The 11730-nt window shown below is 52.0% G+C and carries 11 protein-coding genes and 3 pseudogenes; 1 reads left to right on the top strand and 13 read right to left on the bottom strand.

Features of this window, described 5'->3' with window-relative positions:
* Positions 1-175 precede the first annotated feature (175 nt).
* The 3 genes from IT774_RS01000 to IT774_RS00990 are packed head-to-tail and all read right to left on the bottom strand — an operon-like array spanning position 176 to position 2245.
* Positions 176-1156, bottom strand: a complete 981-nt coding sequence (locus IT774_RS01000) for a DUF4097 family beta strand repeat-containing protein (protein WP_195810960.1) — start codon at positions 1154-1156, stop codon at positions 176-178.
* Positions 1157-1173: 17 nt separating this feature from the next.
* A complete protein-coding gene (locus IT774_RS00995; RefSeq protein WP_195810959.1) occupies positions 1174-1671 on the bottom strand; it encodes a hypothetical protein in 498 nt (165 codons plus the stop codon).
* The gene (locus IT774_RS00990; RefSeq protein ID WP_195810958.1) at positions 1661-2245 is read right to left on the bottom strand and encodes an RNA polymerase sigma factor; all 585 of its coding nucleotides are present in this window, start codon (positions 2243-2245) and stop codon (positions 1661-1663) included. Before IT774_RS00990 ends, IT774_RS00995 begins: the two co-directional genes overlap by 11 nt.
* A gap of 110 nt (positions 2246-2355) precedes the next feature.
* Between IT774_RS00990 and IT774_RS00985 the strand changes: the two genes are divergently transcribed.
* Positions 2356-2991 (top strand): MOSC domain-containing protein, encoded by a 636-nt coding sequence (locus tag IT774_RS00985; RefSeq protein WP_195810957.1) that lies wholly within the window; start codon positions 2356-2358, stop codon positions 2989-2991.
* A gap of 73 nt (positions 2992-3064) precedes the next feature.
* On the opposite strand, the gene rplI is transcribed toward IT774_RS00985, so the two are convergent.
* The 10 genes and pseudogenes from rplI to IT774_RS00930 form a co-directional block, all read right to left on the bottom strand.
* On the bottom strand, positions 3065-3517 hold the full coding sequence (gene rplI, locus IT774_RS00980; protein ID WP_195810956.1) for a 50S ribosomal protein L9: 453 nt from the start codon (positions 3515-3517) through the stop codon (positions 3065-3067).
* A gap of 25 nt (positions 3518-3542) precedes the next feature.
* Positions 3543-3770, bottom strand: coding sequence for a 30S ribosomal protein S18 (gene rpsR, locus IT774_RS00975; protein WP_073316739.1), 228 nt, complete (start codon positions 3768-3770; stop codon positions 3543-3545).
* A gap of 11 nt (positions 3771-3781) precedes the next feature.
* Positions 3782-4192 (bottom strand): 30S ribosomal protein S6, encoded by a 411-nt coding sequence (gene rpsF / locus IT774_RS00970; RefSeq protein WP_195810955.1) that lies wholly within the window; start codon positions 4190-4192, stop codon positions 3782-3784.
* A gap of 147 nt (positions 4193-4339) precedes the next feature.
* The gene (locus IT774_RS00965; protein WP_195812165.1) at positions 4340-5236 is read right to left on the bottom strand and encodes a solute carrier family 35 transporter; all 897 of its coding nucleotides are present in this window, start codon (positions 5234-5236) and stop codon (positions 4340-4342) included.
* A 145-nt stretch (positions 5237-5381) separates the two neighbouring features.
* Entirely contained in the window at positions 5382-6086 is a 705-nt protein-coding gene (locus IT774_RS00960; protein ID WP_408641207.1) for a 3-keto-disaccharide hydrolase, read from the bottom strand.
* Positions 6087-6185: 99 nt separating this feature from the next.
* Positions 6186-6797, bottom strand: coding sequence for a gluconate 2-dehydrogenase subunit 3 family protein (locus IT774_RS00955; protein ID WP_195810954.1), 612 nt, complete (start codon positions 6795-6797; stop codon positions 6186-6188).
* Positions 6798-6799: 2 nt separating this feature from the next.
* Positions 6800-8484: pseudogene (locus IT774_RS17850) on the bottom strand (GMC oxidoreductase).
* A 39-nt stretch (positions 8485-8523) separates the two neighbouring features.
* Positions 8524-9398, bottom strand: a pseudogene (locus tag IT774_RS00945) (hydroxypyruvate isomerase family protein).
* A pseudogene (locus tag IT774_RS00935) lies at positions 9391-10610 on the bottom strand (nucleoside permease). Before IT774_RS00935 ends, IT774_RS00945 begins: the two co-directional pseudogenes overlap by 8 nt.
* 46 nt (positions 10611-10656) lie before the next feature.
* A complete protein-coding gene (locus IT774_RS00930) occupies positions 10657-11715 on the bottom strand; it encodes a sugar phosphate isomerase/epimerase family protein (RefSeq protein WP_195810951.1) in 1059 nt (352 codons plus the stop codon).
* Between the last annotated feature and the right edge of the window lie 15 nt (positions 11716-11730).

The raw sequence follows: 11730 nt of genomic DNA, 5'->3' as shown, positions 1-11730 counted from the left end.
AAGCTGTCGCAATGCTGGTAGTAACGGCGGTTTGCACAGAATATTGCAATAAGTAAGCCAGAATTTTAATAAAGCAGGTAGCTATAGCGTTTTGCTCGCTATGGGCAAACCAAACAGGCACCCTACTGGTGCCTGTTAAATGCCCTGGTGACGATGGCAAAGCCCTGGGATAAGCTTAGCGTTTGTTCAATTCCAGCGTGCCGTGAACGGTCGACATCTCCACTCGCGCGCTACCGTCGCCGGTGGTGAATTCCAGCCATTGACTGGGCCCGTATTTGGCCTTGGAGGGGGTTGCATCGGTCAGATTATTCTCAATATCCCCGCCTGCATGACCCTGCAATTCAAATCGCGCCGCCACCTCTTGCTGAAAGGTCAGACTGATTTCTCCTCCTACTGAGGAAGCACTAAGATCGCCCTTGTTGCTAAGCGTAACCTCACCATTCACCGTGCCATTGACTGTGACGATATCCAGCTGCTCTATTTCTTCAGTGACAAAGTCAATGTCACCATTCACTGAATCAAGCCGTAAATTGCGCGCCTGGGTGGTTATTTCAATATCACCATTAACGGTAATGAAGCGCCCCCGTTCGCCACCAGTATGCTGACCTTCAATGTCGCCATTAACGGTTTCAATCATGAGTTCGCCGGCCACATTTTCAAATTCAATATCGCCATTCACTGTTTCCAGCTTGGTTCTACCACTTAGGCCCGAAGCAGTAATATCGCCATTCACCAAATCAACCTCGGTGCTGTTAGTGATGCCACTGATATCTACATCAGCATTTACCGCGGTGTAAAACACCCGACTGCCGGCGGGGACTTTAATCACCAGATCGTCTCCGCGATCATGGCCGGTGTTCCAGTCGCCCCGATAGCGCTTGGTGTCGACTTCAAAGCGTACCCCCGACTCAAGCTTTTCAAATTCGTAGGACTCGGTATTCTTACCCAGGGTGCCGGTAATGCTGACCTGATTCTTGTCCCAGACGATGATCTCGGCCTCGCCACTGACATGTTCTATCTCCACATTGGGGCTGGCGGAGGTTTGCACACTTTCATCTATTTTTTGCTGAGCCAGCGCCACCAGACTCATACTGCTTAACAGCATGGTTAGTGTTACGGTGCCAAATGGTCTTACTAAACCAGATATAAGCTTCATTGTTTTTTCCCTTGGGCTTAAATGCGCTGCCATTTGGGTGCGTGCACCCGCCCGACCAGCAGCAGTTGTTGTTGATGCACATTTTGCAGCATCTGCAAAAGCGCCGTATTGTTGGGGTCCTGTTGTAATGCTTGCTTTATAACATTCTCAGCCTGTTGTAAATCTTCAAGCTGTTGCTGCCAGTTACTGGTTACCGGCGTAGTATCCTGTAGCGTAACCAGCATCTGGGTTAGCTGCGCCTGATGTTGCTCACTCAGGGCCCTGACCAATGCATCACCAAGTAGCGGCGCCGGCGTTGATTCAGTCGCCGGCGACTGCCACAGCTGACTGACGACCCCGGCTGTCAATAAGACGGCCGCCGCACTGGCCAGCCATAACCGCGATCTATTACGCCGGTAATGGGGCTGCGACTCGTGCTCAAGGGCCAGTTCAATGCCCTGCCACAAATCCCGCGTAGGTGTTTTTTCCTGCGGCAATTGCTTTACTAAATCTGACAAGCTGGATTTACTGCCCATAATCTTCTCCTTCAAGCCATTGCGTGAGCATTCGTCTGGCCCGGTGAAACTGTGTTTTGCTGGTGCCGGTGGCGATATTTAACAAGGTTGCAATTTCATCGTGGCGATACCCTTCAATCGCATGTAATACAAACACCACTCTGGCGCGTTCCGGCAAACGTACTATCAGCGCCTCCAAATCAACCTCACTAGGGCAACGGCTCGCATTCAGCTCCTGTGCTTCCGAACTGGTTTCAATATTGAGCATGCGCACCACCCAGCTTTTCTGTTTGCGCATATAGCTTAAGGTAATGTTGGTGGCCACACTGTGAAGCCAGGTGGTGAAGCGACTTTGCCAGGCATACGCGCTCAGCTTTCGCCACAGCTGGATAAACACTTCCTGGGTCGCATCTTCAGCCAGCCCGGTATCCGCGGTCAGGCGATAACACAATGCATAAACCCGCCGATGATACTGCTCATAAAGCGCCTGATACGCCTGCCGGTCGCCCTGCTGGGCGGCGCGAACCAAAGGTTCATCGTACGGTGCGAGATGCGCATCGACAGTCTGTGTGTTCACAGTGCGTAACGATTCCATGTGTTTGGCGGGCCTGTATTTTTTTAAAGTAGTGTTGTTATAGTGTAAGTCGTAAGCTATATCCAAATGGTTTGAATACCAAAAAAATTTTTATTCACATAAGAGAGCCTATGACTATTTTTTCACTGTATGCCGGCCAGCCCGCCCCGCTGGGTCCCCGTCAATCGTTAAGCGCTATTGTTAAGCAGCCGGTCAGCCAGCTTACCGTGAATCAGGCTGGCACCAACGAAGACCAGCAAGCCAATACCAAACTGCATGGCGGCCCGGAAAAGGTATTACACCAGTTTTCGTTCAAAGGTTATGAGGCCTTAAAGCAGCAATACCCTGAGCTTACTTTTGCACCGGGTATGATGGGAGAAAATCTGCTAGTGGAAAATATGGATGATACCAATGTGTTTATCGGGGATATCTACCAGATGGGCGACGTGGTGGTCCAGGTCAGCGCCCCACGTGCCCCGTGTGTGAAAATATGCCATCGTTTTGATCATGCAGGCCTGGATAAGTTTGTGGGTAACCAGGGCATTACCGGCTGGTACTATCGGGTCAAACAGCCCGGTGTGCTACGCATTGGCGATACGGTAAAGTTACTGGAGCGTAATGACGCTACCGTGGCGGTGGGTACGTTGATGCAATGTGTGTTTAATCGTCGCTTTGCAGACCAGGCCGCCACCTTAAGTTCGCTGGCGGTGTTGGATGACGAATGGCGGGGAAAGTGCGCCCGGGCAGTTCGCAAAGCCAACCTTTAATGGCAGTACTGCAGGCATAAAAAAAGCCGCTGCGGTTTCCCGTAGCGGCTTTTTTAATAGCGCATTGAAGCAATTATGCTTCAGCGATAATCACAACTTTAACGGTTGCGGCTACATCTGTATGCAGCTGTACGTCGATGTCGTATTCACCAGTCTCACGCAGTGTGCCGGTAGGCAGACGTACGTCAGATTTTGCTACTTCAACACCCGCTGCAGTAATTGCATCAGCGATGTCGCGAGTACCAATTGAACCGAACAGTTTGCCTTCGTCACCCGCTGGCGCTGCAATGGTCACTTCTTCAAGTGCTTCCAGCTTCTCAGCTTGTGCCTGAGCCGCAGACAACTCTTCAGCAATTTTTGCTTCAAGTTCTGCACGACGTGCTTCAAACTTTTCTACGTTGCTCTTAGTTGCAGGAACTGCTTTACCCTGTGGGAAAAGAAAGTTACGTGCATAACCAGATTTAACGTTTACCTGATCGCCCAGACCACCAAGGTTGGCGACTTTATCCAGTAGGATGATGTCCATCTTAACTACCCCTTATTTCGCCAGTTTACTTGTGAGAATCAGTGTACGGAAGCAGTGCAAGAAAACGTGCACGCTTGATCGCAGAAGACAGCTGACGCTGATACTTCGCACTGGTACCGGTAATACGGCTAGGGACAATTTTACCGCTTTCAGTGATGTAGTTCTTCAAAGTAGCGATATCTTTATAATCAATTTCAGTCACACCTTCTGCAGAAAAACGGCAGAACTTACGACGTCTGAAAAAACGAGCCATGCTAGATCTCCTTACGCGTTATCTTCAGTGGTTTCAGGTTTCTTTTCTGTACGCTCAGTACGCTCTGTACGAGGTGCAGAATCGTCACGACGCTCACGACGCGGCTCTTCTTTCATCATAGGAGAAGGCTCAGTCACAGCGTTTTTGGTGCGCATAACCAGGTTACGCAAGATAACATCGTTGAAGCGGAAGGCGTTTTCCAGCTCATCAACAGCTTCAGCAGTTGCTTCGGCATTGATCAGCACGTAGTGCGCTTTGTGCAGCTTCTCGATTGGGTAAGCCAGTTGACGGCGGCCCCAGTCTTCCAGACGATGGATTTGACCTTCGTCTTGCTTCAGGATAGTGGTATAACGCTCGATCATACCAGGTACTTGTTCACTCTGATCAGGGTGAACCATAAAAACGATTTCGTAATGACGCATTATTGCTCCTTACGGTTGTAGCCTCGTCAGTACAGCCAACTGCTTGAGGCAAGGAACGAGTTAGGTGGGCTGTAAGGGCGCGAATTATACAGATCCGCGTGTGGCTGCACAAGCATTAATCAGGCCGACGCTAAAAAAGATGGCCGGTTAATGCCCGGCCCCACTCATACGCCCGGCGGCCACCAAAATAGTGACCCCCACCAGCGCCCCAAAAGACCACAACAACGTAGCGCGCTTGGTACGCTCACCGGCGACCCAGGCCACCGCCAGCGACATCACCGCGCTGGTGGCAATAAGCGTCTGCACCACTGCGGCCTGGGCATTGGCAAAGGCCACCATTTGTAAATACAACGCCGCCGCGGTGCCCAGTATGGTCGCCAGTGCAAAGGTACGCCACATGGTGACCGGCTCATCACTGGTGGGTAACCAGCGTTTTCGCAGTACCAGCATCAGTATCACAATAATAATCAGACCGCCGGTCAATCGCACCAGGCTGGCGTTAAACGCATCCAGCGCCGGGTAAGCGGTCAGAATATCGCGGCTCACCACCGCCCCCACCGCCTGACATACTGCAGCGACGGCCGCGAATATATAGCCGGAAGGCGCAAACAGGTGCAGTTCGGTGCGGCGGCGTACTTTAACCACCATATCCACACTAAACAGTACCACCGCAATGCCAATCCATTGTTGCCAGGTCAGCCACTCGGCAATCCACACCATCGCCAGCAAAGCCGTGAAAATGGGGGCCAGGGTTTCGGTGATCAATACCGACTGGGTATCCCCAATTCTATTTAAGGCCTGAAAAAAACAGGTATCGCCAATGCCGATGCCAATGATGCCGCTAAGCAATAACCAGCCGTAGGCACTGACCGGCAAACTCACCGGGGGTAACCAGATTTGGGTTACCGCCACCAGCAGCACAATGGCCACCACCCCTTTCCACAGGTTAAGCGATAAGGGCGAAAACGAGGCGCCCAACACCCGAAACATGCGGGCCGCAATGGCCCAGCACAACGCCACGGTCAGCGCAGCAAGTTCACCTATCATAAAGTGGCAGTTTCCTGTGGTAAAAAAGCGCACAGCCTACCAGAACCAAGCCGGCTTACAAGCTTATAACCTAAGACTCTAAAACATAAAAATCCCGGCGCGAGCACTCGCTGCGGCCGGGTGAGTCAACAAGCGGGAGAGCTTATTTAAGGGGTTTGATTTCACGTACCCAGATATTGCGGAAGCTAACTTCGTTGGAGTGATCCTGCAATTGAATCGGCGCACAGCCATGGGCTTCGTATGACGGCGCCCCAATCCATTCAGTTTTGCCGGTCAATTCATAATGATTTTGTACCACCACTCCATTGTGTAACACCGTCACGAAAGCCGGCGAGGTTAGCTCATCACCGTCAAACCGGGGCGCGGTAAAGATAATATCGTATTCCTGCCACTGTTCAGGCGCCCGGGTGGCATTGACCAGCGGGATGCTTTGCTTATAAACGCTTGCGGCCTGACCATTGGGATAGGTGTTACTTTCATGAGAATCCAGTACCTGAATCTCGTAACGCTGCTGTAAGAAGACGCCGCTATTGTTGCGCTCCTGACCTTCCATGTCAGCCTCGGGTTTGGGGGCGCGCCATTCAACATGCAGCTGTACATCACAAAATGACTGTTTGGTTTTAATATCGCCGGTACCCGGTTTCACGGTCAGTACGCCGTCTTCCACCGTCCACTTGGCCTCTCCCCCTTGCACCGATTCCCAGGCAGATAAATCCGTGCCGTCGAATAACACGGTGGCATCGGAAGGCGGCTGACCCGGCTCGGCGGTCACTTTGGGCGGCACGGGTTCCCAGACTTCGGTTTTTTGAGCTTTTTGCCAGTCTTCCAGTTCGTCATCTGCTGCCATAAGATCACCTGCTACCGAGAATGTGCCCAGCGCCACAGCCACCGCCGCGCCCATTGCTTTGTACATTGTATTCATTTAAATCTCTCCTGCGTGTTGCGCTTAGGTTGCCCAGGCGGTCTGGCCCTGTTTGTAATCTACGTTACCATCGTACTTGCCGGGTACCGGCACATACCGTAACACTTTGGTGCCGCCTTCTTTAGACGTAAAGAACCCAAACAAAGTAAGCTGTTTAAATAGCGAAAAATAATGGGGCACCGGCTCGTTAGAGTCAGGCCAGCGTCCGTTAGGCGACCCCATTGCCACATCGCCTAGATTTTTTGTCTGATTATCTTGCTTGGCTTCCTGGTCAAGCCGGCTTAACAACGCTTGCTTGTCGGTCTTGTTCAGCAGCAAAAAGTCTTTACCAAACTCCTGTTTTGCTTCACGGTTCAATGATTTCATGCCGTCACGAAAGGCTTTTTGCAAATCCGGGGTATAACAATCTGCCACCAACACCGCCATTATCTGGCCCACATTGGCATCTTTGGCACCCGGGGTAGAAGTACGCGGAATGATGACCTCAGCCATTTCATTTAAAAAAGCGACATCATCTTTGGAAAAACCAGTATCACTCAAACTGACACTGGGGCGAATATCATACGCCATGGCGCTGCCGACAAAGGCAATCCCGGTGGCGGTGGTAATCAGCTTTAACAGGTCACGACGATTCATGCTTACAGGTTTCCTTTTTTAAGTTCATTTACCGCAAACTCTGCAGCCCGGGCCGTTAACGCCATATAGGTCAACGATGGATTGACACAGGAGGCCGACGTCATACAGGCGCCATCGGTAATAAACACATTTTTGGCATCCCATACCTGGTTGTGTTTATTGAGCACCGAGGTTTTGGGGTCGCGCCCCATGCGGGCGGTGCCCATCTCGTGGATGCCCATGCCCGGCTCATAGCCTGCATCCCAGCCATGCACATCTTTGAGGCCAGCGGCTTCAAACATCTCGATGGCATCCTGCTGCATGTCTTTGCGCATGCGATGTTCGTTTTCACGAATCTTCACATCCATCTCCAACACCGGCATGCCCCATTTATCCGTGACCTTACGATTTAATGTAATTCGGTTTCTTTCGTCGGGAAGCATTTCCCCAAAGGCATTCATGCCAATGGTCCAGGTACCCGGCTCGGCGACTGCATTTTTAAGATCTTCGCCAACGCCCAGCTCGGCGATGTCTTTGCGCCAGCCAGACCGACTCGCGCTGCCCTGATAACCAAAGCCACGGGTATAATCACGCTTATCATTGCCCCAGTTACGAAAACGCGGGATATAAAAGCCGGACGGACGACGCCCGTAGTAATATTTGTCATCGTAGCCTTCCACCACCGCCGACGCGCCGGTTCTGAAGTGATGGTCCATGACATTGCGGCCTAGCTGACCACTGCTGCTGCCCAGCCCCCTTCCCAGACATCGGTGGCGGAGTTCATCAGCAACCACGCCGAGTTCAGGGCCGAGGCATTCACAAACACGATATTGGCGGTAAATTCGTAGGTCTGGTTGGTATTGGCATCCAAAACCTCCACCCCACGGGCGCGCTTTTTGTCTTTGTCATACAGAATCTGACTTACAATAGAGTCTGGACGTAAGGTCAGATTGCCGGTTTTCACTGCCGCCGGCAGGGTGGAGGCCTGGGTTGAGAAATAGCCGCCAAACGGGCACCCCAACCAGCATTTGTTACGCGCCTGGCAGCCGGCCCGGCCTTGTTCAGGCTGCGCCTGAGTGGCATTGGCGGCACGGCCAATAATCAAATGCCGGGTATCTTTATACTGCTTGCGGATGCGGGCAGCGACGTCTTTTTCAACCACGTTGAGGTCAAAGGGAGGCATATACTGGCCATCGGGCAGCACATCTAAACCATCGCGGTTACCACTGATGCCGGCAAATTTTTCAACATAGTCATACCAGGGCGCCAGATCGTCATAACGAATAGGCCAGTCGACCGCGATACCTTCTTTTTTGTTGGCCAGAAAGTCTTCGTGGTTCAACCGATAGCTTTGACGCCCCCATAACAATGAGCGCCCGCCCACATGATAACCACGAAACCAGGCAAAAGGCTCTTTTTCGACGTAGGGCGACTCTTTATTGGTGGCCCACATGCCCGCGGTAGACTCATTCAGAGGATAATCCCGTGACAAAACCGGATGCTCTTGTTTCATTTGCTGCGTGGCAAGATCGCGATGGGGATAATCCCATGCTTCTTTGTGGGCATTTTTGTAATCTTCGATGTGCTTGATGTTCTGACCCCGATCCAGCATCAGTACTTTCAAGCCTTTTTCCGTCAGTTCCTTGGCCGCCCAGCCGCCACTGATACCCGAGCCGACAACGATTGCATCATAATGATTGTTAGCCATGTTTTATCCTCTTAAACGCATAGCGTGGTTATGCTTACTTCAGACATCACAGCGTTGAACCGCCGCCCGTAATGCTTCAATTTGACCCGTCATATCCGGCGCAGTAGGAATAAATTCCTGGGCCAGATAGCCGCTAAAGCCGGTGTCTTTTATCGCCCGGGCGATGGCCGGGTAATGCAACTCCTGCGAATCATCAATCTCATGCCGGCCCGGCACACCGGCCGTATGAAAATGACCGAAATAATCCACATTCTCGCGAATGGTGCGAATAATATCGCCTTCCATAATCTGCATATGATAGATGTCGTACAGCAGCTTAAAGTTGTCGGAGCCCAGCGCCTGACATAATTCGATGCCCCAGGCAGAGTTGTCTGCCATGTAATCGGGATGATCAATCTTGCTGTTGAACAGCTCCATTTGCAGCACCACCCCACGCTTTTCGGCGTGTGGCAACACCTGTTTTAATCCGGTCTCGGCGTGCTTTAAGCCAACTTTGGGGTCCATGCCCCGGCGATTACCACTAAAACACACCAGGTTGGTGTAACCGGCATCGGCGACCAAATCGATATGCTGCAGATAGCGTTTGATTAGGGCCTCATGAAATGCAGGGTCACACCAGCCATCTTCCAGATTAAGCTCAGCGCCATTGCACATGGCGCTGTCGATACCGTGCTTTTTCAATACCGGCCAGTCATCCGGGCCGACCAGGTCGATGGCATTAAAACCCAGCTGTTTGACCACCTGGCATAACGACTCAATATCCAGCTCGCCATAGGTCCAGCGGGCCACCGAGTGGCGAATGTTACCTTTTAAAGCATGCGACATGGTGTTTGCTCCAGCCATGGGCAGGCCCCCAGAGTAAGCCCGGCCCCAGTGAGTGCCAGGCCTTTAAGCAGGTGCCGACGATCAGGCATCAGTGGTTACCTTTTCTGATTTAAAGAATAACAAGAACAGCACCAGCACCGCGGCAGCAAAACCAGCCGGGAACAGCCAGACATTTTCCCAGCTATGGCCTGCAGGCGTCACATAGGCATCGGTAATCTGACCGGCTACCCAGAACCCAATCAGCATGCCCACCCCGTAGGTTGCCAGCGTGATCAGCCCCTGGGCCGCACTTTTGATGCCCGGTCCGGCTTTAGCATCGGTATAAATCTGGCCTGAGACAAAGAAGAAGTCATAACACAAACCGTGTAAGGCAATACCGGTAATCAATAGCACCAGGCCGCTATCGGCGTTGCCGTAGGCAAACAATACATAGCGAAGCACCCAGGCCAGCATCCCCAGCACCAGGGTTTTCCTAATCCCGAATTTATTTAAAAATACCGGGAGCGCCAGCATAAATAAGACTTCTGATACCTGGCCCAGGGTCATTTTTCCGGTGGCATTCTCGACCCCGATTTCGGTTAGAAACGGGTTGGCATTTTGATAGTAAAAGGCCAAAGGAATGCAGATGAGCACTGAAGAGCCAAAGAAAATGGCAAAATTGCGATTTTTCAGCAATGACAAGGCATCTACGCCCAGTGCCTGACCCAGGCTGGCAGCCTGGCCTTTGGCTTTGGGTGGTGTGGCCGGCAACGTAAAGCTGAACACGCCCAGCAGCAACGAGGCAATAGCACACAGCATAAAGGTATTACGCAACAGCCCCTCATTGATGGCATCGCGCGAGTCCCAGGAAAACAGATAGCTGATGACCAGTCCGGCCACAATCCAGCCAATCGTGCCCCACACCCGAATCTTGCCAAATTCTTTAGACGGGTCCTGCATCTGGCCGAACGATACCGAATTAACCAATGCCAGGGTGGGCATATACGCAATCATGTAGCCCAGCACATAAGGATAAAACGCACTAAAGTCGCTGGCCTTATACATCATAAACAGTAACGCGGCCCCCACCAGGTGCAGCACCCCCAATATGCGCTCAGCATTAAAGAAACGATCCGCAATCATGCCAATAATAAATGGCGCGACAATGGCCCCCATGATTGGGTGGAAAACGCCATCGCAATTTCCTGACCACTGGCGGACAAAGTATTTGCCAGGTATGTTCCCAGGGTGACAAACCAGCCGCCCCAGATGAAAAACTGGAGAAACATCATCACGCTCAGGCGCGCCGTTGTATTAGTCATTATTATCCTCGCTGCGAGTGTCCAAAGCTTGCTAACCAGCAGTCCTTCAGTTGTTCTGTAATCCTAAAATCCGACGATTTTTTGCTTCACTGGAGTTGCCTCCGGCAAAATCATCGAAGGTGCTGGTCGCCGGCTCAATAATATGACTGGCGATAAAGGGGGCACCTTCTGCCGCGCCCTGTGCTGAGTCTTTCAAACAGCATTCCCATTCAAGAACCGCCCAGCCATCAAAGCCATACTGGGTTAACTTGCTAAAGATACTCTTGAAATCGACCTGGCCGTCTCCCAGGGAGCGAAAACGACCCGGTCGTTCCACCCAATCCTGATAACCGCCATACACGCCGCTGCGACCATTAGGTAAAAATTCAGCATCTTTCACATGAAACATTTTGATGCGGTCGTGGTATCTGTCGATAAAGTCCAGATAATCAAGCTGTTGCAAAATAAAGTGACTGGGATCGTATAAGATGTTGGCCCGGGGATGATTGTCCACCGCAGCTAAGAACCGCTCAAAGGTGGCGCCATCGTGCAAGTCTTCGCCAGGATGAATTTCGTAACAGACATCCACGCCGGCTTCGTCAAACACATCCAGAATCGGCTTCCAGCGGTTAGCAAGTTCGGCAAAGCCTTGTTCGACCAGACCCGCCGGCCGTTGGGGCCACGGGTAAACCAGATGCCACATCAGCGTCCCGGAAAAGGTCGCATGGGCGCTCAACCCCAAGCGCTGGCTGGCTTTGGCCGCCAGTTTCAGCTGTGCAATCGCCCATTCGGTGCGTGCCTTAGGGTTGCCGTGCAGATGCGCCGGCGCGAAGTTATCAAACAGCTCATCATAGGCGGGATGTACCGCTACCAACTGCCCCTGCAAATGCGTCGACAGCTCGGTGATCTCAATCCCATATTTGGCACAGGTGGCTTTTGCCGCCTCACAATATTCCTGTGAATCAGCCGCTTGCTCTAAATCGAATAAAGTCGGATCGGTGGGCACCTGAATGCCTTTGTAGCCTAAAGACGAGGCCCATTCAGCCATGCCTTCCAGGGTATCGAACGGGGCGGAGTCGCCGGCAAACTGTGCCAGAAAAATTGCGGGCCCTTTAATGGCAGCCATGATTATCTCCTTTGT

The organism is Salinimonas marina (assembly GCF_015644725.1).
GTDB lineage: Bacteria > Pseudomonadota > Gammaproteobacteria > Enterobacterales > Alteromonadaceae > Alteromonas.
The sequence above is the reverse complement of the archived record's forward strand: the minus strand, read 5'-3'. Positions and strand labels throughout refer to the sequence as shown.